Origin of the sequence: Ornithinimicrobium pratense (genome assembly GCF_008843165.1) — a bacterium.
In the GTDB taxonomy this organism is placed as follows: domain Bacteria; phylum Actinomycetota; class Actinomycetes; order Actinomycetales; family Dermatophilaceae; genus Ornithinicoccus; species Ornithinicoccus pratensis.
Window position 1 is genome coordinate 959307 of the sequence record NZ_CP044427.1, and the last position, 23964, is coordinate 983270.

Annotated in this window: 20 protein-coding genes; 9 read left to right on the forward strand and 11 right to left on the reverse strand. The window is 71.3% G+C overall.

All coding sequences use genetic code 11. The features are described 5' to 3' along the window. Position 1: 1 nt before the first annotated feature. The 3 genes from FY030_RS04355 (at position 2) to FY030_RS04370 (ending at position 4635) form a co-directional block, all read left to right on the forward strand. Positions 2–868: a DegV family protein gene (locus tag FY030_RS04355; protein WP_158060442.1), complete on the forward strand. Its 867-nt coding sequence runs from the start codon at positions 2–4 to the stop codon at positions 866–868. Positions 869–1205: 337 nt separating this feature from the next. After that, positions 1206–2156, forward strand: coding sequence for a ComEA family DNA-binding protein (locus tag FY030_RS17010; protein ID WP_158060444.1), 951 nt, complete (start codon positions 1206–1208; stop codon positions 2154–2156). A 4-nt stretch (positions 2157–2160) separates the two neighbouring features. Continuing rightward, entirely contained in the window at positions 2161–4635 is a 2475-nt protein-coding gene (locus FY030_RS04370; protein WP_158060445.1) for a DNA internalization-related competence protein ComEC/Rec2, read from the forward strand. 41 nt (positions 4636–4676) lie between these two features. Here FY030_RS04370 and FY030_RS04375 read toward each other — a convergent pair whose 3' ends face one another. Further along, complete coding sequence (locus FY030_RS04375; RefSeq protein WP_158060446.1) at positions 4677–5642, reverse strand: LysR family transcriptional regulator; 966 nt, start codon at positions 5640–5642, stop codon at positions 4677–4679. 245 nt (positions 5643–5887) lie between these two features. On the opposite strand from FY030_RS04375, the gene FY030_RS04380 reads away from it, so the two are divergent. From FY030_RS04380 to FY030_RS04390, 3 genes are all read left to right on the forward strand, one after another. Then, positions 5888–6754, forward strand: a complete 867-nt coding sequence (locus FY030_RS04380; protein WP_238348546.1) for a Sir2 family NAD-dependent protein deacetylase — start codon at positions 5888–5890, stop codon at positions 6752–6754. Between the two features lie 121 nt (positions 6755–6875). Beyond that, positions 6876–7850, forward strand: a complete 975-nt coding sequence (locus tag FY030_RS04385) for a DUF2382 domain-containing protein (RefSeq protein ID WP_158060447.1) — start codon at positions 6876–6878, stop codon at positions 7848–7850. A gap of 127 nt (positions 7851–7977) precedes the next feature. After that, positions 7978–8310, forward strand: a complete 333-nt coding sequence (locus FY030_RS04390) for a PRC-barrel domain-containing protein (RefSeq protein WP_158060448.1) — start codon at positions 7978–7980, stop codon at positions 8308–8310. A gap of 163 nt (positions 8311–8473) precedes the next feature. Here FY030_RS04390 and lexA read toward each other — a convergent pair whose 3' ends face one another. Further along, complete coding sequence (gene lexA, locus FY030_RS04395; RefSeq protein ID WP_158060449.1) at positions 8474–9193, reverse strand: transcriptional repressor LexA; 720 nt, start codon at positions 9191–9193, stop codon at positions 8474–8476. 252 nt (positions 9194–9445) lie between these two features. Here lexA and FY030_RS04400 point away from each other — a divergent pair, with 252 nt between their 5' ends. Next, positions 9446–9922, forward strand: a complete 477-nt coding sequence (locus tag FY030_RS04400) for a LysM peptidoglycan-binding domain-containing protein (protein WP_192498716.1) — start codon at positions 9446–9448, stop codon at positions 9920–9922. 5 nt (positions 9923–9927) lie between these two features. Here the strand turns inward: FY030_RS04400 and FY030_RS04405 are convergent, their stop codons facing one another. The 3 genes from FY030_RS04405 to FY030_RS04415 all read right to left on the reverse strand — a co-directional run bounded on the left by FY030_RS04405 (position 9928) and on the right by FY030_RS04415 (position 14003). Beyond that, positions 9928–10578 (reverse strand): hypothetical protein, encoded by a 651-nt coding sequence (locus FY030_RS04405; RefSeq protein ID WP_158060451.1) that lies wholly within the window; start codon positions 10576–10578, stop codon positions 9928–9930. A 129-nt stretch (positions 10579–10707) separates the two neighbouring features. Continuing rightward, positions 10708–13245: a glycoside hydrolase family 65 protein gene (locus FY030_RS04410; protein ID WP_158060452.1), complete on the reverse strand. Its 2538-nt coding sequence runs from the start codon at positions 13243–13245 to the stop codon at positions 10708–10710. Between the two features lie 41 nt (positions 13246–13286). After that, positions 13287–14003, reverse strand: a complete 717-nt coding sequence (locus FY030_RS04415; RefSeq protein WP_158060453.1) for an HAD family hydrolase — start codon at positions 14001–14003, stop codon at positions 13287–13289. Positions 14004–14145: 142 nt separating this feature from the next. Here FY030_RS04415 and FY030_RS04420 point away from each other — a divergent pair, with 142 nt between their 5' ends. Together FY030_RS04420 and FY030_RS04425 are read left to right on the forward strand one after the other, a co-directional pair. Continuing rightward, complete coding sequence (locus tag FY030_RS04420) at positions 14146–16356, forward strand: RecQ family ATP-dependent DNA helicase (RefSeq protein ID WP_158060454.1); 2211 nt, start codon at positions 14146–14148, stop codon at positions 16354–16356. 59 nt (positions 16357–16415) lie between these two features. Then, complete coding sequence (locus tag FY030_RS04425) at positions 16416–17153, forward strand: class I SAM-dependent methyltransferase (RefSeq protein ID WP_158060455.1); 738 nt, start codon at positions 16416–16418, stop codon at positions 17151–17153. A 171-nt stretch (positions 17154–17324) separates the two neighbouring features. Here FY030_RS04425 and FY030_RS04430 read toward each other — a convergent pair whose 3' ends face one another. From FY030_RS04430 to FY030_RS04455, 6 genes are all read right to left on the reverse strand, one after another. Continuing rightward, the gene (locus FY030_RS04430; protein WP_238348547.1) at positions 17325–18170 is read right to left on the reverse strand and encodes a CPBP family intramembrane glutamic endopeptidase; all 846 of its coding nucleotides are present in this window, start codon (positions 18168–18170) and stop codon (positions 17325–17327) included. Between the two features lie 72 nt (positions 18171–18242). Beyond that, positions 18243–19589 carry a VOC family protein gene (locus FY030_RS04435; RefSeq protein WP_158060456.1) on the reverse strand — a complete coding sequence of 449 codons (1347 nt, stop codon included), beginning with the start codon at positions 19587–19589 and terminating at the stop codon, positions 18243–18245. A gap of 55 nt (positions 19590–19644) precedes the next feature. Further along, positions 19645–20673: an LLM class flavin-dependent oxidoreductase gene (locus FY030_RS04440; protein WP_158062633.1), complete on the reverse strand. Its 1029-nt coding sequence runs from the start codon at positions 20671–20673 to the stop codon at positions 19645–19647. A gap of 85 nt (positions 20674–20758) precedes the next feature. Then, a complete protein-coding gene (locus tag FY030_RS04445; RefSeq protein ID WP_158060457.1) occupies positions 20759–22318 on the reverse strand; it encodes an HNH endonuclease signature motif containing protein in 1560 nt (519 codons plus the stop codon). Between the two features lie 94 nt (positions 22319–22412). Further along, positions 22413–22859: a hypothetical protein gene (locus FY030_RS04450; RefSeq protein WP_158060458.1), complete on the reverse strand. Its 447-nt coding sequence runs from the start codon at positions 22857–22859 to the stop codon at positions 22413–22415. A gap of 470 nt (positions 22860–23329) precedes the next feature. Beyond that, positions 23330–23956: a DUF6318 family protein gene (locus tag FY030_RS04455; protein ID WP_158060459.1), complete on the reverse strand. Its 627-nt coding sequence runs from the start codon at positions 23954–23956 to the stop codon at positions 23330–23332. Positions 23957–23964: the final 8 nt, after the last annotated feature.

Here is a 23964-nt window from a genome sequence, read left to right on the forward strand (position 1 = left end):
CGTGAGCGTCGCGGTCGTCACCGACAGCACCTCCTGCCTCGACCCCGAACGGGTCGTGGCGGCCGGGCTGACGGTCGTGCCGTTGCACGTGCACGTGGGTGGCCGAGGGCGGCTGGCCGGCCGCGAGATCCAGCCCGGGGAGATCGCGGAGATCCTGCGCAGAGGCAAGGAGCGGGTGACCACCTCCGGCGTGGCACCCGGTGAGTTCTCCGCTGCCTACCGCGAGGTGGCGCAGCGCACCGGCTGCGGCGAGATCGTCTCCGTGCACCTGTCTGGCGGGGTCAGCGCGACGGTCGAGGCGGCACAGCTGGCCCGGGAGGAGCTGGCCGACGAGCTGGCCGTGCACGTCGTGGATTCCCGGGTGCTGGGCATGGCCCTGGGGTATGCGGCGTGCTCCGGCGCCGCCGCGGCCGCCGCGGGCGCCGCGGCGCCGGAGGTGGTGGAGGCGATCCGCGCGAGGGCCGAGGCAGGGCGCACGTGGTTCTACGTCGACACCCTTGAGCACCTGCGGCGTGGCGGCCGGATCGGCCGGGCCCAGGCGCTGCTGGGCTCCGCGCTCGCGATCAAGCCCCTGCTGACCCTCAAGGACGGCGAGGTCGCGCCCCAGGAGCGGGTGCGGACCCGGTCCAAGGCGCTCGCACGGCTGGTCGAGCACGCCGTCGCTGCGGTTGAGCAGGCCCGGCGGGGCGGGCTGGACGTCGAGCTGGCGGTGCACGAGCTGAGCGCCCGAGAGGCCGGGGAGGAGCTGGCGGGCCAGCTGCAGGAGCGCACCGGGGTCTGCCCCGTCGTGGTCGAGCTTGACCCCGTCGTCGGCGTGCACACCGGTCCCGGCACCCTCGGTGTGGTCGTCGCACCGGTGACGGGGTGACCGTGTGGTGGGGGATGGCCACTGAACCCTGTCCACACGCCTCGGTCGTCCACGGCGTTGTCCACAGATCGGTTGAGAGGGCTGCCGTCACGGAGAACGCGCTGCCTAGCCTGCCGCCATGGCCTGGCCTTCCGAGCGTCCCGCCCGCGTCCACGCGGGAGCCGACCATGTAGGTCGGCACCGGCGCGTTCGGCCCCAAGGTGACGGCGATGCAGAGCTAGGGGGCGCTGGCAGGGGGGCCGCCGGCCCCAGCGGGGGTGGACGCGGCACGGGTGCCAGCGGGGGTGGACGCGGCGCGGTTGCGGCCCAGGGCGGGGCCACACCCCCGGATCAGGACGTGGGCGACGAGCCTGGGATGCCGGGCCCGGAGACCACAGTCGTGCCGCTGTTCTCGGTGCCAGACTCGTTGCGGTCGGTGGACGTCGCCGTGGGTGGCCGTGCGGTGCGAGGCCTGCTGCTGATCACGGCCGTGCTACTCCTGACTCTGGGGGGTCGTTGGTGGTGGGTCAGCCAGCAGGCGGTGGGGGTGCCGGTGGAGCAGGTCGTGGGTGCCGGTGCGGGCCTGGCAGGAGCCGGACCGGGGAGCACGCCCCCAGGAAGCAGCGCAGAGGGGACGCCTGCGGAGGGCGGAGGAGGTCCGGAGGGTGCCGTCGGCGCTGAAGGGCCTACCGCTCCCGCAGGGCCGTCGGATGCGGCGTCCGATACGGCGGCTGACGAGGGTGAGGTGCCGGGCGCGGCGGGCGCGAGCACCGCAGGCGGGGCCGACGCCGCTGGCGAGGCAGTCCTGGTGGTGCATGTCATCGGTGAGGTGCAGGAGCCGGGGGTGGTGGAGCTGCCGTCGGGGTCTCGGGTGATCGACGCGGTCCGCGCGGCGGGGGGTGTCACCGATGAGGCGGACCCGGCGTCGCTGAACCTGGCTCGGTCGGTCGTGGACGGAGAGCAGGTCTGGGTGGGTGCCCCGGGGGAGGAGCCGCCTCCGTGGCTGCAGGCCGCGCCGGCGCCACCTGCGGTCGGCGTGGGCGGAGGAGCGGGAGGCCCCGGCTCAGGTCAGCCAGGCGACGGCGTGGGCGGTGGCGGTGGGCAGGGTGCACTCCTGGTGGACCTGAACCGGGCGGACCAGGCCCAGCTCGAGGAGCTGCCCGGGGTCGGCCCCGTCACCGCTGGCAACATCCTGGCCTGGCGCGAGCAGCACGGTGGGTTCACGGCGGTGGAGGAGCTGACGGAGGTCAGCGGGATCGGCGAGAAGACCCTTGAGCAGCTGCGACCCCACGTCAGCGTCGGCGGCTGACCCGGTGCGTCCCACGGGCGCGGCCCCGCAGCGGCCTGCTGCGCCTGACGACCGGGCGACCCGGCACCGAGGCAGGTCCGAGTCCGCGCCGGGCGGGTCGTTGGCTGGGGTGCTGGGCGGGGACGATGCGGGCGCGGAGCTGCGGGTGCTGGACCTGCGCCTGCTCCTGCCGGCCCTGCTGGCCTGGGGAGTCCTGGTGACGCTGCTCCCCAGGTCCATGGGGCTGGTCGGCGCGGCGGCGACGCTCGGTCTCGTCGGGGCGGTCGTGCTGCTGCGTGTTGCCCATGTCAGTCCTGCGGCGGGCTGGACCAGGGTGCTGGCGATGTCGTGCGCCGCCGTCGGGCTGGTCACCGGGGCGACGGCCCTGCACGTGGCCACTTCCGACGCTGGCCTGGTGACCGGGTGGGCGGAGCAGCGGGCCACCAGTCAGGTCGAGCTGGTCGTCACGACCGAACCGCGCGTGCTGGCCCGCGGCGACGAGCGGCAGCCCCTGGTCGTGCTGGAGGCACGGGTGACGCGCGCGCAGGCTCGTGGGCAGGTGACCACCCCACGCACACCGGTCGTGCTCTTCGCCAGCGCCGGACAGGGGTGGGAGGACGTGCGCTGGCGCAGCATCGTCGCCACCACCGGCAGGTGGGCGCCTGCCGAGCCCGGCGACCGGACCCGGGCCGTGCTGACCCCGCGCGGGGGGCCGAGCGTCCTGGCCGAGCCGACAGCCGTGCTGCGCGGGGTCGACGTCGTCCGCGACCGTTTCCGGGTGGCCCTGCAGCCGCTGCCGACCGACTCCCGTGGGCTGGTGCCGGGGCTGGTCATCGGCGACACCTCGCTCACCCCTGCGGACCTGACCGAGGCGATGCGGGTGACCGGGATGACCCACCTGTCCGCGGTGTCCGGCAGCAATGTGAGCCTCGTCTGCGGTGCCGTGGCCGTGCTCCTCGCGCGGGTGGGAACCCCACGTCGCTGGCGCACCCCGCTGGTGCTCCTCAGCCTCGTCGGCTTCGTCCTGCTCTGCCGCCCCGAGCCGTCGGTCCTGCGGGCCGGGGTGATGGGCAGCGTCGGCCTGCTGGCGCTGACCACGGGGCGGCGCCGCGCCAGCCTGCCCGCTCTGGGGGCGGCGGTCATCGGTCTGCTCTGCCTGGACCCGTGGTTGGCCCGGTCCTACGGCTTTGCCCTGTCGACGCTGGCCACCCTCGGGCTGGTGCTGTGGGCCCGGCCCTGGGGTCGGGCCATGGCGCGCCACCTGCCGGCGCGGCTTCACCTGCTCGCGATGGCGACCGCTATACCGCTGTCCGCCCAGGTGATCTGCGCCCCGGTCATCGTCCTGCTCCAGGGCCACATCACGACGCACGCGGTCCTGGCCAACCTGCTGGCGGCACCGCTCGTGGCGCCCACGACGGTCCTCGGGGTGCTGGCGGCCTGCCTGGCGCCGCTCTCAGTCCCGCTGTCGACGGCGGTCGCCTGGCTGGCGGCGCTGCCGGCGTGGGTCATCGGCCGGGTCGCCCGGGTGTGCGCGCAGCTGCCGTACGGCACGATCGACTGGCTGGACGGCCCTGCCGGCGCCTGGCTGCTCACCGCGCTCACGGTCCTCGTGCTGGTGACGGGACCATGGTGGTGGCACCAGGCGCGCCGACGCCCTTGGTGGGCCGGTGCCGCGCTGGCCGCGGTGACCGCCTGGCTGTGGCCGTCGTCGGCGCTGAGCGAATGGCCGCCGCCGGGGTGGGTGGTGGTGGGCTGCGACGTGGGGCAGGGGGACGCCTTCGTGGTGTCGACCGCGCCGGCCCGTGCGCTCGTGGTCGATACCGGCCCGGACCCTCCAGCGGTGGGGCGGTGCCTACGTGACCTCGGGGTGCGGGACGTAGACCTGCTCGTCCTGACCCATTTTCACGCCGACCACGTCGGGGGGCTGGCCGGGGTGCTGGGGCAGGCCCACGTGGACGCGGCCTACGTCTCTCCGGTCACCGAGCCCGCGGACGTCGCAGAGCGGACCCTGGCCCGGCTCGCCGGTGAGGGCGTGTCCGTGCACGTGGCCCGGGCCGGTGACGTGGCGCAGGTGGGCGGCGCGACCGTTGAGGTGGTGGGTCCCGGGCTGCGGCCGGCGGCGGGAGGGTCGGCCGCCAACAACGGCAGTGTCGTCCTCGACGTCGTAGTGGAGGGCACGCGGGTGTTGCTCACCGGCGACCTCGAGCCGGAGGGTATGCGGCCCGTGCGCCAGTGGGTGCACGGCCGCGACTACGACGTGCTCAAGGTGGCGCACCACGGCTCGGCGGCCCAGGACGAGCGGCTGATCCGCGGCGCGCGGGCCGAGGTGGCGCTGATCGGGGTAGGGGCGGACAACACCTTCGGCCACCCAGCGCCGAGCCTGCTCACGCTGCTGCAGTCCAACGGTGCGGTGGTGCTGCGCACCGACCTGCACGGCGACATCGCCGTGGCGCGCGACGACGCCGGCCGCCTGGTGGTGCACCGCCGGAGGAGCGGATGAGCCGCAGGACCGCAGTCACGCCTGGGCGGGGCGCATCACCGTCAAGACGCCTGATCGCCTTCGATCTCCTCGCAGGCTTGGTGGTCGCAGGGGTTGCCGCGCAGCTCGGCAGCGCTGCTGCTGAGGGCGTCGAGAGCGGCCGCGACGGCCGGGACCCGGCGCAGGTCGGGGGTGGTGATGACCTGCACGACCCGGCGCGAGGGCGGGACGACGGGGCGGACGACGACGTCCGGGTGGGACACCGTCGTGAGGATGAGGTGCGGCACGAGCGCCACGCCCAGCCCGGCGGCGACCAGTCCCAGCACCGCCACGTAGTCCTCGGTCTCAAAGGCCACCTCGGGGTCGAACCCCGCCTTGTGGGCCAGCGTGAGCAGATGCCCGCGGCACCGGGGACAGCCGGCGATCCACTGCTCCGCTTCCAGGTCGGCGAGGTTGACGGCGTCCTGGGCGCCCAGCTCGTGGTCCTTGGGCAAGACCAGCATCACCGGGTCGGTGAGGACGTCGAAGACGTCGAGGCCGCTGAGGTCATCGACACCGCGGCCGGGATCGTTGCCCTCGTAGGAGAACGCCACCGCCAGGTCGACCTCACCACTGCGCAGCGCCGCGAGCGACTCCGGTGGCTCGGCCTCGCTGAACTGCACGGTGACCGCGGGATGGCTCGCACGCAGGCGGGCCAGGGCGCGGGGGACGAGCGTGGCGGACGAGGACGGGAAGGCCATCAGCCGCACCCGCCCAGCCTGCAGCCCGGCGATCGCCGACACCTCGGCCTGCGCCTTCTCGATCCGGTCCAGGATGTCGGCCGCCCGGTCGGCCAGGAGGGACCCGGCCTCGGTCAGCCGCACCGTCCGCCCACTACGCTCCACCAGCGCCGTGCCGGTGCGCTGCTCGAGCCGGCGGACCATCTGGGAGATCGCCGGCTGGGTGTAACCCAGGGAGTTGGCCGCGGCCGTGAACGAGCCCTGCTCGGCAATCGCCCGCATGACCCGCAGTCCCGCAACGTCGAACATGTCAATCAGCATAACGACGGGTGATCCACCCGGTGACGGCGCCGCTGGCGAGGTTACGCTGCCTGTGTCGGCACAGGACGCACGCTGGGAGCGGGGACGATGGTGGAGGAGCAGGTGGCGCCGCGGCCGTTGCGCCAACGCACCCTGGGTCACCCGCTCGAGCCGTTGACCGACCCCCCGAGGCGCAGCCGCCGGTCCTGGACGGGCCTCGCCCGCTCGCGCTGACGCTGCCACCGCGGACGGCCGTGGACGAGCAGAGGTATGCCGTCCTGCGCGAGGTGGTGGGGCGCGGGGGAGTGTTGGCGCTCACCGGGGCCGGGATGTCGACCGCCTCGGGGATCCCCGACTACCGCGGCCCCGACGGCCGGCGGCGGGTGCAGCCCATGCAGCACGCGGAGTTCGTCGGGTCCGCCACCGGGCGGCAGCGCTACTGGGCTCGGGCGTCCGTGGGGTGGGAGCGGTTCGCCGCGGCCGCCCCGAACGCCGCCCATCGGGCGGTCGCCGATCTCGAACGGGTCGGGGTCGTCGACCACGTGCTCACCCAGAACGTGGACGGCCTGCACCAGGAAGCCGGCGCGCGGAGGGTGGTGGAGCTGCACGGGTCCCTGGGGCGCGTCGTCTGCCTGGACTGCGAGGAGGTCACGACCCGGGACCAGGTGCACGCCTGGTTGGTAGAGGCCAACCCCGGGTTCCTGCGGCAGGCGAGCGACCCGGGACAGGTACGGCCGGACGGGGACGTCGCGCTGCCGGAGGAACTGGTGGCCGGTTTCCGCAGCCCCCGGTGCCTGGTCTGCGGTGGTGACCGGCTGAAGCCCGACGTGGTCTTCTTCGGCGGGTCGGTGCCGCGGTCGACGGTGGACCGGGCGTTCGAGCTGTTGAGCGGAGCTCTCAGCCTGCTGGTGCTCGGCTCCTCGCTGCGGGTGATGAGCGGATACCGCTTCGTCCGCAGGGCGCGCCGGGACGGCATACCCGTGCTCGTCGTGACCCGGGGCCAGACCAGGGCCGATGCCGAGACCACCGTGCACCTGGACGCGCTCCTGGACGATGTGCTGCCCCGGCTCGCGGACGAGGTGGCACGCGCCCCCTCGCGGCCCCGGGCGGGTCCGGCCTGAGGGCCACCTCTAGGGGTGCCGGGTGTCGCTCCAAGATGCACCAACGCGCGGTCGGTGATGGAGTCGTTACTGAGCCCCGGCCGAACGGTCAGGGCAGGAACTGACTCGAAGGAGGCGACACATGAACGTCAGCCAGGAGCAGATCAACGAACTCTACTCGGCCCAGGTAGTCACCCAGGATGGTGAGAAGTTGGGCGGCGTCGGCCAGGTGTACCTGGACGACCACACCGGCGAACCGAGCTGGGTGAGCGTGAAGACCGGTTGGTTCGGCACTAGCGAGAGCCTGGTGCCGCTGGACGGAGCCGAGCTCTCGTCCGAGGGCACGGTGCGCGTGGTCCCCAGCAAGGACGTCATCAAGGATGCGCCCAACGTGGACGCGGACGCCCACCTGTCCGCAGAGGACCAGGACGCGCTCTTCCGCTACTACGGCAGCGCGGGGGTCAACGTCAGCCGTTACGACGACCTCGACACGGCCGGGACCGCAGGCACCGGCACCCACACTGGAGGCACGGGGGACCGTGACGCGGCCGTGGGCGACGTCATGGGCCACCAGGGCGTGCATGCTGAGGGGCACACGACCGGCGGCGACGTCGGCAGCGGGCAGCGCACGGGGGACGCCGACCTGCACCGTGCGGGCGGCTCCACCGACGACGGCTCGATGACCCTGCACGAGGAGCGGGTCGACGTCGGCACCCAGCAGGTGGAGACCGGCCGGGTGCGCCTGCGCAAGCACGTCGTCACCGAGCAGGAGAACGTGACCGTGCCCGTCCAGCGCGAAGAGGTCGAGATCGTCCGCGAGCCCGTCGCCTCGGGTGACGTGGACGCCGGCGGTCGGCTCCAGGATGAGGAGGCCGAGGTGACGCTGCACGAGGAGCGTCCTGTCATCGACAAGGACGTGGTCGCGACCGAGCGTGTCGGGCTCCAGAAGGAGACCGTCACCGACGAGAAGCAGGTTGTCACCGACGTGTCCCACGAGGAGGTCGACGTGGACCGTCAGGGCGAGGGCCTGGGCGGCACCGACCGGGATGGCCTTGGCGGCACCGACCGGGATGGTCTGGGCGGCACCGACCGGGATGGCCGCGGCAGCGGCGTCTGACGGACAGTGATCTGAGGCCGCCTAAGCGAGCCTGACCAGGAGGGGCACGACCGGTGGGTCGTGCCCCTCCTGGTGTCCCGGGGGAGCAGACTGCAGGGACGCCGCTGCACGACATCCAGGAGGTCCCGTGGTCACCCAGGCTCAGCTCGACGCCCTCTACGACGCCGAAGTCCTCGACCAGGCCGGAGTGAAGGTCGGTCCGCTGGACAGGGTCTACCTCGACAACGCCACGGGCGTCCCGGCGTGGGTCTTGGTGCGGACCGGGTGGCTCGGTGGCCGCCGGGTGTTCTGCCCCTTGACCAACGCCGAGGTTGTGGGCACGCAGATCCGCGTCCCCTACCCGGTCGGGATGATCAAGGACGCCCCGGAGATACCGGCGGTCGAGCACCTGACCGAAGACGAAGAAGAGCAGCTGTACGACTATTACGCGATCGACGAGGGGCCGGCTCCGTCGGCCTGAGCCGGCGGGGGTCCTAGCCGGAGCTGGCCGGCGCTGCTCCGAGCGGTTAGGTCATTGCGCAGGCTGCCGGGGCCGTGCCCGGTGCAGCGGTATGGTGCGGCGCCGCCTCCGGAGGGGATGGAGGTCGAAGACGACGCCGCGGTCTAGGGGGGCTTCAGGCGGGTCAGACCCGGCGCAGGACCGCGGTGACCTTGCCCAGGATCGTGGCGTGGTCGCCGTCGATCGGCTCGTAGGCGGGGTTGTGGGGCATCAGCCAGGTCTTGCCGTCGCGATGGCGGTAGGTCTTGACCGTGGCCTCGCTGTCCAGCAGCGCGGCCACAATGTCTCCGTTGACGGCGGTCGGCTGACGGCGCACGACGACCCAGTCGCCCTCGCAGATCGCGGCGTCGATCATCGAGTCACCGACCACGTTGAGCAAAAAAAGCTCGCCGTCGCCGACCAGCTGCCGGGGAAGGGGGAAGACGTCCTCGACCGCCTCCTCGGCCAGGATCGGCCCGCCGGCGGCGATGCGCCCGACCAGTGGCACGTAGGAAGGACGCGGCCGGGCATCGCCGATGCCGGTCTCGTCCACCTCACCGTGCGAGACCCGCCCACCATCGGTGTCACCACGCCGGTAGCCCTGGCCCTCGGTGGTGGGGTGGACGACCTCGATGGCGCGGGGTCGGTGCGGGTCGCGGCGCAGGTAGCCCTTGCGCTCGAGCATCTTCAGCTGGTGGGCGACCGAGCTGGGTGAGGTCAACCCGACCGCCTCACCGATCTCGCGCAGGCTCGGCGGGTAGCCGCGGGCGTCCACCGAGTCGCGGATGACGTCGAGGACGCGCTGCTGCCGGTTGGTCAGCTTGGCCCCACCGTCTCGGTCGGGCAGCTCGTGGATCGTGGCCATGGGTCTCCATCCCCTCGTTCTGTCGCCACTCCCGCTGCTTGTCAGGCTCCTGGCCGAAAGTCCAGGTCAGAGGGTTTGTCAGTGGCGGATGATTCAGTTCCTGACATGCCACAAGGGTACGTGCGCCAGGATCGAATGACAAACATCTGTTCGGTCCGCGTGTCGACTTCCTCGGACGGCTGTGCTACAACTAGGACAAAGTTCCATCGGACAAGCGTCCGAAGGACCAAGAGGAACAGGAAGGTGATCAGCATGAGCACTGCCACCCTCGAGACCACTGCGGCCCTCCCGCTGGGGCTCGCCCCGGGCCGGTCCGACCGCCGACGCGCACCGCGCGGGATCCCCCCACACTTGCGACTGGTGCCGACCGGAGCCGGCGGCAGCAGCGCCGCCCACGGCGGGGCGCTGGCCTCCGCAGCGGGCCGGACGCTCGCAGCCCGACGTGGCGCGGTCAGACCGCTGCGGATCACCCGGCGGGGCCGGCTCGCGCTGACGAGCACCGCCACCCTCGTCGTGGCTCTCGTGCTGCTGTCCCTCATGGGGTTGATCGGTCCGGCCGGCGCGACCAGCTCGATCGTCGTCCAGCCCGGGATGACCCTGTCGCAGATCGCCGCCGAGCAGCTGCCCGACGTGCCCCTGAGCGAGGCGGTCACCGACATCCAGCGGGCGAACAAGCTGAGCACGAGCTCGATCGCCGCAGGCCAGGAGCTGGTGATCCCCGGCCGCTGACCGGGTCAGCCCTCGCGGCCCAGGGCGGTCCCGTCCGCGCCGTCGGACCCCGCGCCACCGGCCGGGTCGACACCCTGCGCCGTGGAGTAGACGGCGTCCCAGACCATGGGTAGCTGCCCGGTGGGGATGAAGTAGCCCGCGATATGCGGGTCGAACATCAGCCCGCCGATGCCGGCCTGGCGGTAGGTCTCGGCCGACTCGACGACCTCACGGGGGGGCAGGGCAATCGCGCGCAGGTCCTCATCCGGCCCGATCATGCCGTTCTTGACGGCGAAGTCCCGCGCTCGCTCGGCAGCCGTGAAGGTCAGCACCATGAGCTGGTCCTCGATCGTGGCCGCAGCCGGCGACTCCAGGCCCTCGTCGCCCACGGCGATGAACCACCAGTGGTCCAGCGACATCGTCAGCCGCCACAGCGCGGTCATCCCCACCTGGTCGTCCGCTCCGGTCACCTGCGCGGCCAGCCGGTCGGTCTCCGACGGCGGCAGGTCACTGCCCCCGGACGAAAGGGGCCGACCCCCTTCGTCATCCTCCTGGACGCCACCCTCGGCGTGCTCGGTGCCAGGGACCCCGGGCCGCTGCCCCTCGTAGATCGAGTCCTCCGGCGCAGTGCCGGGGCGGTCGTCGTCCTGGAAGGGCAGGGCGGTCGGATCGGTCATACCCGCTATCCGACCACACCGGCCCTGGCGCGCCAAGACGGATCGCCGGAGGCTCCGGATGCTGACCCGGCCTTGTGCCGCAGGTGCCAGGGCCGGCCCCGGCGGCACAGGGCGGTTGCTGATCAGCCCTCAGACGTCGCGCGGGTGACGCTGGACCGGGACCGGCCCCGTGATGTCTGCCGACCCGACCGGCCAGTTGTGCGGCACGACCCCGGGCGGGACAGGGGAGGAGGAGACCCGCCGCGACTGCTCGCGGTCGGTGGGGATGCTCTGACCCCGGTCACCAGTGTCCGGTCCGCCGTCACGGCGCGGTCCCTGGTCGGCCAGCGGCACCCGCACCTCCTCGGTGCCGACCTGGACCTGCTCACCCCGCACGTGCACCGTCACCGGTCCGCCGACCTCGACCGCGATCGACAGCGCGTCGTGCTCCAGCCGCACGCGCAGCCGGCAGCCGTGCCAGCGCATCCGCCAGGTGAGGCAGTCCCACTCTCTCGGAAGGCGGGGGTCGAAGGTGAGATTGCCACCGTGGTCGCGCATGCCGCCGAAGCCGCCGACGAGCGCACTCCATACCCCTCCCGTGGAGGCGACGTGCACCCCGTCGGCCGTGTTGCCGTGCCGGTCGGTGAGGTCGACGAAGAGCGCGCCGTAGAAGTAGCGCAGGGCTAGGTCCTGGTAGCCCACCTCCGCGGCGACGATCGACTGCACGACCGAGGAGAGGCTGGAGTCGCCGCTGGTGATCGGGTCGTAGTAGTCGAAGTCGGCCAGTTTCTGCTCGGCGGAGAACTGGTCTCCGGCCAGGTAGAGCGCCAGGACGACGTCGGCCTGCTTGAGCACCTGGAAGCGGTAGATCACCAGCGGGTGGTAGTGCAACAGCAGCGGCCGCCGCTCGTCGGGGGTGGCGTCCAGGTCCCAGACCTCCCGCTCCAGGAAGTGCGAGTCCTGTGGGTGCACCCCGAGCCGGTCGTCGTAGGGGATGTGCATGCCATCCGCGGCCCGCTCCCAGTCGTCCACCTCCGACTTGCCCAGCCGCAGCCGGGCCACGGCCCGGGCCAGACCGTTGGCGTCGGCCATCTCGAGCTCGCGCACCGCCTCCACCGCAGCCCGAAGGTTGAGCTGGGCCATGACGTTGGTGAAGAGGTTGTCGTTGACCACGGTGGTGTACTCGTCCGGGCCGGTCACCGCGTGAATGTGAAAGCTCTCGTCGCCGTTGGGCTGCCAGAAACCCAGATCCGCCCACAGCCGAGCGGTCTCGACGAGGATGTCGACACCGTCGTTGCGCAGGAACTTCCGGTCACCCGTGGCCCGGGCGTACTTCATCAGGGCGTAGGCCACGTCGGCGTTGATGTGGTACTGCGCCGTCCCGGCCGCGAAGTAGGCCGAGGCCTCCTCACCGTTGATCGTGCGCCAGGGGTAGAGCGCGCCGTACTGGGACAGCTCCGAGGCCCGTGTGCGGGCCTGGTCGAGCATGCCGTGCCGAAAGCGCAAGGCGTTGCGGGCCGCCTGCGGGTGGGTGTGGATGAGGAAGGGCAGGACGTAGCACTCGGTGTCCCAGAAGTAGTGCCCGCCGTAGCCGCTGCCGGTCAGGCCCTTGGCCGGTATGCCGTGCGAGCCGGACCGGATCGAAGCCTGGCCCAGCTGGAAGAGGTTCCAGCGCACCGCCTGCTGGACGTGCCCCAGCCGGTGCCCCTGGACCAGCACGTCGGACTCCTCCCAGAAGCGGTCCCAGGTCGCGGCATGCTCGGCGTGCAGGGCGTCCATCCCCTCGAGCTCGGCCCGGTCCAGGGTGCGCATGCACCGGTCGGCCAGCTCCGGGACCGGCACGCCGCGGGAGGTGTGCACGGAGACGATCTTGGTCAGCCGGATGGGCACGTGCTGGCGCGCGTCGATCCGGTAGACCTCCTTGCCCTGGTCCTGGCCCACCGTGGCGCGCTGGGTGAAGGTGTTGTCGGTCTCCATCAGGTGCTGGACGGCCAGAGCCAGCGTCATCCGGGAGTTGTGGCAGCGGTAGCCCATCAGCAACCGGTCGTCCCGCAGCTCGTGCAGCTGCGGGTCCAGGACGCGGTGGCCGAGCCCCTCGGCCTTGCGCGGGTCGACGCCGGTGCCCATGGCCGCCGAGGGCACGTGGTACTCGTCCGAGCCGTCCTGCCGGTTGAGCACCTGGCTGGAGATGACCAGCGGGGCCTCACCGTCCAGCATCTCCACCTCGAAGGTCATCACCGCCAGGTGCCGCTGGACGACGCTGACCATCCGGGTGCTGGAGATCCGGACTCGCTTGCCGGCGCTGGTCCGCCAGACCACCTCCCGGCGCAGCATGCCGTCGCGGAAGTCGAGGGAGCGCTCGTAGTGCTCCAGGTCGGCCGTCGACAGCAGCAGCGGCTCGTCGTCGACGTAGAGCTTGAGCGTCTTGGGATCTGGGACGTTGACGATCGTCTGGCCGACCCGGGCCAGGCCGTAGGCCTCCTCCGCGTGCCGGATCGGCCAGGTCTCGTGAAAGCCGTTGACGTAGGTGCCGTGTGCGAAGGTGTCCCGTCCCTCCTCGACGTTGCCGCGCAGGCCCAGGTAGCCGTTGGCCACCGAGAAGAGGGTCTCGGTCAGGCCCAGATCCTCGGGGTCGTAGTCGGTCTCCACCAGTCGCCAGGGGTCCACGGGGAAGCGGCTACGGTCCATCGGGTCGAGCGACGGCGGGGGCCGGTGGTGGCAGTCCATCCTCACCGGACCAGTTCCGCCAGGTCGGTGACCACGCGGGTGGCCCCGGCGGCGATCAGCGCCTGCTCGCCAACACCCCGGTCTACGCCCACCACCGCGGCGAAACCGCCCGCCGCGCCGGCCTGCACGCCGGAGACCGCGTCCTCGATGACCACGGCGCGAGCCGGGTCCACCCCCAGCTGCTCGGCGGCATACACGAAGGTATCCGGGCGTGGCTTGCCCGGGATCTGCTCCTGGGCGGCCAGCATGCCGTCCACGACGACGCTGAAGCGTGGTGAGAGGCCTGAGGTGCGCAGGACCTGATGGGCGTTGCGGGAGGAGGAGACCACGGCGACGGAGGTGCCGACCTCGCGCAGGTGGTCCAGCAGCTTCAGGGAGCCGGGGTAGACCTCGATGCCTTCGCTGGCCAGGATCTCCAGGAAGACGTCGTTCTTGCGGTTGCCGAGACCGCACACCGTCTGGTCGTCCGGCGCATCGGAGGGGTCGCCATGGGGCAGCTCGATCCCGCGCGACTCGAGGAAGGCGGCAACCCCTTCGTAGCGGGGCCGGCCGTCGACGTGGGCAAAGTAGTCCTCGTCCGTGTAGGGGTCGTGCTCCTCGTCCAGACTCTGCAGGAAGCGCGAGAACATCACCTCCCAGGCGCGCATGTGAACCTCTGCTGTCGGGGTGAGCACCCCGTCGAGGTCGAAGAGGGCCGCGTCCACCGTGTCCCAGTCCACGCGGCCAACCCTAGCGGTGGGGGGCGCAGCCGTGCGGGTGGGCAACGACCTGCCGGGGTGTCCGGTCCGCCGGTGGGCTTGGTGGGGGATCGGATGTGGAGGACTGGCAGGCGGTGTCGGGCGCGGCGGCTACGGTCGAGGTATGCAGCATGCGAAGCAGAGCGCGGACCCGGCCCTCGACGCCACCCTGGACGGGGCGGCGCTCGCGGCGCTGCGGCGGCTCGTCGGTCGGGAAGACACGGACTTCCGCGACGGGCAGCTGGAGGCGGTGCGGGCGCTGGTGGAGCAACGGGCCCGGGTGCTGGTCGTGCAGCGGACCGGGTGGGGCAAGTCGGCCGTCTACTTCGTGGCGACGGCCCTGCGTCGGGCGCAGGGGGCCGGGCCGACGGTGATCGTCTCCCCCTTGCTGGCGCTGATGCGCGACCAGATCGCGGCAGCAACACGGGCCGGGGTGCGGGCCGTGACGATGAACTCCGCCAACGCCACCGAGTGGGACCAGGTGCGTCAGGCCTTGGCGGCGGACCAGGTGGACGTGCTGCTGGTCAGCCCGGAGCGGCTGAACAACCCACGGTTCCGCGACGAGCAGCTGCCCGACCTCGCGGCGCGGTGCGGTCTGCTGGTCGTCGACGAGGCGCACTGCATCAGCGACTGGGGGCACGACTTCCGCCCCGACTACCGCCGGATCCGGACGCTGCTGGAGGGGCTGCCCGACGGGACGCCTGTGCTGGCCACGACGGCGACCGCCAACGAGCGGGTGGTCGATGACGTGGTCGAGCAGCTGGGTGCCGGGGGCGCCGAGGTCCGCACGATCCGCGGGCCGCTGGCCCGGGCGTCGCTGCGGCTGGGCGTGCTGCCGCGGCTCACGCCCGAGCAGCGGCTGGGCTGGTTGCTGGCGCACCTGGAGACGCTGCCGGGCAGCGGGATCGTCTACGCCTTGACGGTGTCGGCAGCGCAGGACGTGGCCGAGGCGCTGCGGGCGGCCGGGCACCGGGTCGCGGCCTACACCGGCCGGACCGACACCGAGGAGCGCGAGCGCCTCGAGGGCGCCCTCCGGGACAACCAGGTCAAGGCGTTGGTGGCGACGAGCGCGCTGGGGATGGGCTTCGACAAGCCGGACCTGGGGTTCGTGGTGCATCTGGGCGCGCCCAGCTCACCGGTGGCCTACTACCAGCAGGTCGGTCGAGCCGGTCGCGCCACCGAGCGCGCGGACGTGCTGCTGCTGCCGGGCTCAGAAGATCGGGACATCTGGAACTACTTCGCGACGGTGTCGATGCCGCGGCAGGACCAGGCCGACGCGGTGCTGGCGGCGCTGGGGGAGGCGGGCCGGCCGTTGTCGACTCCGGTGCTGGAGACGATCGTCGACGTGCGCCGCACCCGGCTCGAGCTGCTGCTCAAGGTGCTCGACGTGGACGGCGCGGTGGAGAAGGTGCAGGGCGGCTGGGTCTCGACCGGGCAGCCCTGGGTCTACGACAAGGAGCGCTACACCCGCGTCGCGGACGCCCGCGTCCGTGAGGCCGAGCTGATGCTGACCTACCAGGCCACCGACGGCTGCCGGATGGCCTTCCTGCAGGAGTGCCTGGACGACCCGTCGGCGGCGCCCTGCGGCCGGTGCGACCGGTGCGACAGCACGTGGTTTCCCACCGAGATCCCGGAGGGCGCGGTCGGCGCCGCGAGGGACCGGCTCGGCGCCGTGGGTGTGCCGGTCGAGCCGCGGGGGCAGTGGCCCACGGGTATGCCGCGCCTCGGCGTGGACGTCAAGGGCCGCATCCCCATCGAGGAGCAGGCATCGGAGGGCCGGGCCCTGGCCCGGCTGTCCGACCTGGGCTGGGGTCAGCGGCTGCGGACGGTGCTGGCCGAGGGCACCTCTCAGGCCGACCCCGAGGTGCCGGAGGACCCGGAGCGGGGGCGTGACCTCGTGCCGGGGCAGCCGGTGCCCGAGGACCTCACCCGCGCCGTCGTCGAGGTGCTGCGTGGCTGGGGCTGGGCCGAGCGACCCGTGGGCGTGGTGGCGATGCCCTCGCGGCGCCGCCCGGCGCTCGTCGGCTCTCTGGCGCAGCACATCAGCCAGATCGGCCGGCTGCCGCTGCTGGGCACGCTGGACCTGGTCCACGGCGGCCCGGTGGGCGAGCCGGGCGGCAACAGCGCCTTCCGGCTGGCCAACGTCTGGGGCCGCATCGGCGTCGGACCCGAGTTGGCGACTGCCCTGCGCGAGCTTCAGTCCCGGGCGGCCGGTCCCGTGCTGCTCGTGGATGACCTGGCCGACTCGCGCTGGACTCTCACGGTCGCGGCGCGCGAGCTACGGCTGGCCGGCGCTCCCGGCGTGCTGCCGCTGGTGCTGGCGCTCGAGGGCTGAGGCCAAGCCCCGAGAATCCCCGCCAACAGGACCGGGAGTGGGCAGCTACCCTCGGCAGCGTGCCTGATGCCATCTTCTCTCACCCCAGGGTTGCCCGGGTGTACGACCCGCTCGACCCCGACCGCAGCGACCTTGACTCCTATGTCGACCTTGTCCGCGAGTTCGCTGCCACGTCTGTGCTGGACGTCGGCTGCGGCACCGGGACCCTGGCCTGCCGCCTCGCCGCCTCCGGTGTCGACGTCCTGGGCTTCGACCCGGCCGAGGCGTCGGTCGACGTGGCGCGGGCCAAGCACGGAGCCGACCGGGTCGAGTGGGTGGTGGGCACCGCGACCGAGGTGGCCGCGGACCTGAACCGCCGGGGCCGCTACGACCTGGCCACCATGACCGCCAACGTGGCGCAGGTCTTCATCGACGATGCCGACTGGTCGGCCACCCTGGGGTTGATCCGCTCGTGCCTTCGGCCCGGGGCCCACCTTGCTTTCGAGACCAGGGACCCCGCTGACCGGGCCTGGGAACGGTGGACCAAGGAGCTCACCCACCAGGTGGTGGAGGTCGAGGGGGAGGGGCCGGTCGAGGACTGGGTGCAGGTCACCGCCATCGATGGGGAGCTGGTGACCTTCGAGTCACCCACGATCTTCCACGCCGACGGCGAGCGCGTGGACTCGACGAGCACCCTGCGCTTCCGTGGCAAGGAGGCTCTGGTGGCCTCACTCGAGCAGGCGGGTTTCTCTGCGGTGGAGGTCCGCGAACTTCCCTACGCCCCGGGCCGCGGCTGGCTGTTCGTGGCGGGAGCCTGACCCCGCCGGGAGCCTGACCCCGCCGGGAGCCCGGCGGTGCAACAACCGGGCCGCGTGCGGCATACACAGGGTGCGGCGGGCTGGACTGCGACCGGCCCGCCGACCAAACTCAGCTCCACCGGCTCTGTCGGGCTCCGTGAGGTGTCCTGTCGGGCCTTCTCGCGCGCTCTGTCAGTAGAGGAAGTACGGGAAGAAGCTGCGGTCGTGGGCGTGCACGATGGCCAGGAAGACGATCGCGTCGAAGAGCAGGTGGATGAGGACCACGTAGGTCAGGGACTTGGTCCGCATGAAGATGAAGCCCTGCAGCAGCGCGAAGGGGATGGTCAGCAGCGGCCCCCACGACTGGTAGCCCAGCTCCCAGAGGAACGAGACGAAGATCGTCGCCTGGAGCAGGTTGGCCTGCCACAGGGGGAAGTGCCGGCGGAAGAGGACGAAGCAGATGCAGATGAAGAAGAGCTCGTCCCACAACCCGACCGCGTTGACCCCGACGAAGAAGCGGCCGTACTCGCTGGCGGTGTAGATCGCCGGCCAGTTCTGGTAGGCGCCGGAGCTGATGAAGAAGTAGGGCAGGATCAGGTAGCCCAGCAGCGGCACGGCCACGATGTAGGACCATTGGAAGCGCGTCCACCGGCCGCCGCCGAACCAGGGGAAGCGGATCGCCTTGCGCCGGTAGACCAGCCGGTCGATCATAACGGGCAAGATGACCGCTATCGCGAGCACGAAGCCGACGATGAAGAACCGGTCCCAGTTGATGTCGGCCTTGACCGAGGTGGTCGAGACGATCGTGATGCCGGCGCCGATGAGCAGCAGGTCTTTGGCCAGCGCCTTGTCCAGCAGGTATGCCGTGAGCAGGCTGGCCACGAGCACGGCGTGGCCCGGCCAGCCGACCTGCATCCCGAAAAGCAGGAACGCCGAGAACGACACTCCGGCGGCCGGCAGCAGCGTCACGGGGGCGGACCGCCCCGGGAGTGTCGCCGGCTGGGGGGCAGGCTCGGACGGGGTCGCGGAGGACGGCACGGGCCGAGGATAGTCGCCGTGCCCGCACGGCTCAGGTCGGTGGGTCGCGATGTGCGCCGGGCGGGAGGCGGGTCAGGCGGGGTGGGCCGCCTGCCAGCGTTCCTCACGACCCACGGACACAGCGATGTCCACCTCGTTGCCCTCCGGGTCGGCCAGCGTCACGAAGTCTGGCGCCTCGTCCTCGTAGACCAGACGTCCACCCGCGGCCAGGGCCGCCTCGATGCGGGCCTCGGCCTGGTCGTGGGGGACGAAGACGTCGAGGTGTATTCGGTTGCGCTGGGCCCGACGTGCGTCGTCGGAGGCGTCGAGGTCCTGGAAGAAGAGCACCGGGTTGAGCTGGCGCGGGTCGACGATGTCGGTCACGTGCGGGCGGGGGTCCGGCTCGTACCCCAGGGCGGCGCACCAGAACCGGCGGACCGCCGGGATGTCGACCGCATCGATGCCGACCTGGACGAACCGCGGCAGCGTGACGTCTGCGACCAGCCCCAGGTCCCGGGCGACCTCCTGCACCCGGGCGGCGAGCGCCTCATAACCCTCCTCCGTCTCCCACCGGTCTTTTCCGGTGTCGATGACGACCACGCCGGGGCGGAGATCGATCCTGACGGGCAGGTGGGCCTCGTCGGCCAGCTCGGCCGCCTTCGTCGCGAGCTCGCCCGCCTGGTGCGCGTCCGCGACGGGGTAGCAGGCCATCGCGGCGAAGACGAGACGCCAGTCCTCGGTCCGGTCCCCGTGCCACCGGTCGGCCCCCACCTCGAGGGGGAGGACGTCGACCTCGTTGCCCTCTGGGTCGGCGACCGTGGCGTAGTAGCCGTGCCGGGCCGCATGCCCACCCAGGGCCTCGAGGGCGTTGACGGCGGTGCTGGCCACCGGTTCGGGCGTGACGACGTCCAAGTGCAGGCGGTTGCGCAGCGGCCGCGGTGCGTCCATGTCCTGGAACCAGATCAGTGGATGTCGCCGGACGGGGTCCATGACGTCCTCGTCCCCGACCCTGCGGTAGCCGAGGGCCGTCTCCCAGAAGCTGCTGACCGACTCCTGGTCGAGCACGTCGAAGGCGAGCTGGACGTCCTGCACCGCGACAGGGTCGGCGGGCAGCCCCAGCTCGGCGGCTGCCGAGGACACCGTCTCGGCGAGCGCGGAATGGTCAGGGCGGAAGCCGCCGTCCTCGGGGGTGAGCGGGATCCGCACCCGGACGCCGTCGGCCCTGATGTCCAGGTCGATCGGCAGTGAGGCACCGTCTGGCAGTGGGCCGACGCACTCCTGGGTGAGGGCCAGGATCCGGCGGGCCAGTGCCGCGCCAGCAGAGTGAGAGGGCGCGGCATACCAGGTGCTGGCGCCGCTCCCGAGGACGCGCCAGTCCCCGGTGCGGTCGGCCTGCTGGAACTGCAGGGCAGTGATGCGGCGGTCGGCCTCGGCGTTCATGACGCCATCATGCTCCTCGTCGGGGACAGATGCTGTCCGTTGAGTGTGACTGCCGTTAGCCGGTCATGCCCCAGGCCTCGGCGAGCAGTCGGTAGGAGCGGCGGCGCAGCGCGGGGTCGTAGGTGTAGGTCGTGACGATCAGCTCGTCCAGCTCGTGCTGGGCCGCGAACTCCTCCAGCTGGGTCACGATGCGGTCCGGGGTGCCGACCATCCGGACCGCCTGGTGCGCCTCCGCGAGGGGCAGCAACTGGCTCGGCACGACGTCGGCGAGGTTCTCCACCGGCGGGTCGAGCGGTGCCGGCTGGCCCGAGCGGATGCGGATCGCCATTAGCTGGGCAGTGGTGAACAGGTAGTCCGCCTCCTCCTGGGTGGGCGCAACCAGTACGTTCACGCCGGCCATCGTCGTGGGTCGGTCCACCTGTGCGGTGTCGGCGTCGGCGCGGAAGCGGTCGCGGTAGATCAGCAGCGCCTCGCGGATCTGGTCGGGCGCGAAGTGCGAGGCGAAGGAGAACGGCAGCCCGAGGGCGGCTGCCACCTGCGCGCCACCAGTGGAGGAGCCGAGCATCCACAGCGGGACGTGGGTGCCCTCGCCGGGGATGGCACGGACCTGGCCCCGGCCGCCGGTCAGCGTCGGCGGGTTGCCCAGGTACTGCTGCAGCTGGGCGACCTCGGAGGCGAAGTCCGGCAGATGCCCACTGGAGCGGGCCAGCGCGGCTGCGGTCATCGGGTCGGTGCCGGGCGCCCTGCCCAGGCCGAGGTCGAACCGGTCACCATGGATGGTGGCAAGGGTGCCGTAGTACTCGGCGACCATCAGCGGGGAGTGGTTGGGCAGCATGACCCCGCCGGAGCCCAGCCGGATCCGGCTGGTGCGGTCGGCGAAGTGCCCGAGCAGCAGGGAGGTCGCCGACGCCATGAACGCCTCGCTGCCGTGGTGCTCGGCGACCCAGAGCCGGTGGTAGCCCAGCTCATCCGCCTCCTGCGCCAGCTTCACCGACTCCTCAATGGCTTCGGTCGGCGTCATCCCCTGCGAGAGGGGGACCAGGTCGAGGATGGACAGCGTAGTGCGGCTCGAAGAGGTGGGCATGTCGTCGGCAACGTTCACGAGGCGTCGGGTATGCCGGGGGCATGCTTCCGTGCCCGGCCCCGGGGCCGGGCACGGGGCGGGATCGTCAAACGTGCCAGACGACGTGGCCGCCGGCGACTTCACCGCTGATGTCGTGCAGGTGGACGTGGGTGTGGTGCTGCTCGCACAGCAGTGCCATCTGGTCGACGTCGGTCCGCCCACCGCGGGACCACCAGGTCAGGTGGTGCACATCGCACCACTGCGGGGGTCTGGAGCACCCGGGGAAGGTGCAGTGTTCGTCCCGGACGACCAGGGCCTTGAACTGTCCCGGACTGGCGCATCGGGCGGTATGCCCCAGCGCCAGTGGCTCGTTCCCGGGGCCGACCCACACGGGCGTGATGTCGGCGGAGCAAGACAGCTTGCCGGCATTCCGCTCTCCGATGAGCAAGCCGGTGGGCGTATGGGCGACCCCGGACGGGGCGCCCTTGTCTGGGTCGAACGGGATCAGCAGGAGCACTGAGGCCCGCGCCGCCGACGGCGCGGCGCCGGGGTTCGACAGACCCCGGTTCACCACGGTCATCAGGGCGTCGAACTGGCGCTGACCGGCGCTGCGGGGGTCGGCGACCTCGAGACCGGTCTCGTCGACTCCGGGAGCTGGTGCGGCGAGCTTGGAGGTGAGGATGCCGTCCAGAGTCGCGGCTGCGGCATCAGGGGCGTCGATCGTGAACCGGGTCAGTCCCTCACCGACAGCGCGTCGGGTCACTCGCCGCAGCTCCTCGGCGGTCTTCTCCCGCTCGGGCGGGTCGTCCAGCAGGGCCCGGATCAGCTCCGCGCACACCCGGGCGAGTTCGGCGTCGGACAGATTCGGATTGGCCGCCGCGTCGGCCAGGATCTGCGCATACCCCTCGTGCTGGTCCACATCGACGCACCTGACCACACGGTTCAGCGTCCGCGCGACGAGGGCGGCCCGGTGCAGTGGGGCCTGCCCGGTGATGGCGACCTGCTTGAGCGGGCCACCGGATGCAAGTGAGGCGCATTTGACGATCTGGTGGAGGTTGGTCGCGTCCTGGGGTGGCAGCCATGGGCATCGTGCGCGCAACCAGTCCGGCAACGACAGACCCTTCTCGGCATGGAGTCCGCGGGCAGAGGCCTCGAGCGCAAGCAGCACCATCCTCGCGTCGGCCTCGGCTCGCAACCGTCCAAGTGCTTCGGTGCCCGAGACGATCCCGGCGTCCAGCACCCGCACCGATTCGTCCTCGGTCAACGCGGCTCGAGCCAACCCACGGGCCGCGTCCTCCAGGCCGGCGGCCAACTCCTGCGCCGGCAACCCAGGCGCGCGGTTGCCACCACCGGCGTCGTCAACGTCACTCCCACCGACGGCGTAACGGTCTTCACCGGCGTCGTGGTCGAGGCTGTCACCCACGCCATGCCGCTCCAGATCGGCCACCAGCGCCCAGTAGGCGAGCTCCTCGGCGTCGACCGGGTGGGGAGGCACGAACAACTCGTCCGCGAGCGTGCAGAGTCTCTCCTCCTGCTCAGCAGCCCAGGCCGCCGCGTCCACCCCGGCGGGACGGCCCATGCTGTTGAGCTGGCGTCCGAGCACCTCGACGACTGCCCCCACGTGCCCCTCACGTGGCGGCTGTCCGGTGCCCTGGATCAACGCCATACCTCAGTCAAGCAGTCAGCACCGACAGACCCGCTGAGCGCAAACGCTGCTGACAAGCTACTGGGGGTCGGCGCAGCTGCTAGCCGACCCCGGCTCAGTTCGTGTAGAGACGGTTCTCCGAGGTCAGCACCTGGAGCGGGCTCCCTGGACCCTCCACCGTGGCGCTGCCCGGGATGACGCTCCACGCCCCGCCGTCGACGCTTACCTCTCCGCCGTACTCGACCGAGATGTAGGGCGTTACCTGTGCGGCCCGGCTGTATTCGTGGGTGATATCGCCCGTGGGGTAGGGACCGCCAAGGCTCGTGGTCGGGCCGACGCTGGCTCCGTCGCCAGTGTGATACGTGACACCGGCGAGCGTCGGCCGGATCCGCACCTCGTGGCCGACGATGGTCGTGGTGTCGACCTCTCCAGGCTCGAACCCAGCCTCGGGCCAACTGAGCTGGAAGTACACCGGCAGGTTCACGAGAGTCTGCCCGTCCGGCGGCTGGATGACCATCTCTGGCAACGCGAAATCCGTGCGGTGGAACCGCTCAAGGATCATCGCGTCCGTGAGTTCTTCAGCCGGCTCGCCAGAGCGGGGCGGGACCGATGAAGTGTGACAGGTAACCCCGAGCAGATCCCATGTCGTAGGTTCTGGGGATCCTCCAGCAAACACCTCTCTTCGCATGATGCGAGACAGCGGGCCGGGTGACCCGGGTTCGACTATCTCGCAAACCGTGACGGCTTCCATGCAGATGTCTCGACGTGGAAACTCTGGTGAATTTCCGAGGCAGTTGATGACCGCGATGTACTCGAACCACGACGTCGGTTTTGCTGGGTCTACTTCGGGTGGATAAGTATGAACTAAGTCGCGCGTCTGGCTCGAGTTGTAGTACATTCCAATGCCGCCATCGTCGATTAGACAGACTCCGCGTCGACATGGATTATCGGGAGGGTTTTCTGGAGGTGCCGGTGTGCCTGTCACAGGCGGGATGAGTAGGAGCATCGATAAAACCAATGGACTTGCGAGATTCATCCCACTTGCACCGCTCTGATGATCCAGCCGTCCTCCCAGGAGAGGTCAATCCCTAAGTTGAGGCTTTGCCGATCTGTCCTTTCCACTTCTTGGTCGTTGTCGTCGAAGACCGCTAGTTCGTGCTGCGTGAGCGGTACGCGGACCAGAGCATCGGACCCGGAAAACACAAGAATGTCTGGTGGTGCGGTTATTTCCCAGAGGTCCTCATTCAGAACTTCGTTGTTTTCCGCGCTGTACTCCACCGTGGCCTCGAGGTTGCCGCATGTCCCACAATCCTCAAGAGACAGGCCGGAAATAAGCCCCGGCGTGGGATGGATCCCGGTGTAGTTGACGACTTCAACGAAGTGCTCAGCAAAGGCAATGGCGCCCGCCTGAGTCTGTTCCTGCGCTTCAGCCGGCATCTCGGGCGGCCCATCGTCAGCGACTGGCTCGCTGGTGGTCGGCTCCGCAGTGGTGGGTGCGGCTTCCGTCGTGATGTCGACGTCGTCCGCGTGAGTGGTCGGTGTCGCCGTCAAGGTCGTGAGTGCATCCTCCGTGGTCGGGGGAGGCGAAGGGTCGGTCTGGGTGTCACAACCGGCCAGCAGAACGACACCAGCGGCGGCAGCGATGGCGACGACGCGCACGCTCTACC

Excerpts from the sequence above, each read along its gene's own strand:
- FY030_RS04445 (WP_158060457.1), bottom strand. The coding sequence starts at position 22,318 with ATGGCGTTGATCCAGGGCACCGGACAGCCGCCACGTGAGGGGCACGTG.
- FY030_RS04440 (WP_158062633.1), bottom strand. The coding sequence starts at position 20,673 with ATGCCCACCTCTTCGAGCCGCACTACGCTGTCCATCCTCGACCTGGTC.
- FY030_RS04385 (WP_158060447.1), top strand. The coding sequence starts at position 6,876 with ATGAACGTCAGCCAGGAGCAGATCAACGAACTCTACTCGGCCCAGGTA.
- FY030_RS04375 (WP_158060446.1), bottom strand. The coding sequence starts at position 5,642 with ATGTTCGACGTTGCGGGACTGCGGGTCATGCGGGCGATTGCCGAGCAG.
- FY030_RS04450 (WP_158060458.1), bottom strand. The coding sequence starts at position 22,859 with ATGATCCTTGAGCGGTTCCACCGCACGGATTTCGCGTTGCCAGAGATG.
- FY030_RS04410 (WP_158060452.1), bottom strand. The coding sequence starts at position 13,245 with ATGGACCGTAGCCGCTTCCCCGTGGACCCCTGGCGACTGGTGGAGACC.
- FY030_RS04420 (WP_158060454.1), top strand. The coding sequence starts at position 14,146 with ATGCAGCATGCGAAGCAGAGCGCGGACCCGGCCCTCGACGCCACCCTG.
- lexA (WP_158060449.1), bottom strand. The coding sequence starts at position 9,193 with ATGGCCACGATCCACGAGCTGCCCGACCGAGACGGTGGGGCCAAGCTG.
- FY030_RS04405 (WP_158060451.1), bottom strand. The coding sequence starts at position 10,578 with ATGACCGATCCGACCGCCCTGCCCTTCCAGGACGACGACCGCCCCGGC.
- FY030_RS04435 (WP_158060456.1), bottom strand. The coding sequence starts at position 19,589 with ATGAACGCCGAGGCCGACCGCCGCATCACTGCCCTGCAGTTCCAGCAG.
- FY030_RS04400 (WP_192498716.1), top strand. The coding sequence starts at position 9,446 with ATGAGCACTGCCACCCTCGAGACCACTGCGGCCCTCCCGCTGGGGCTC.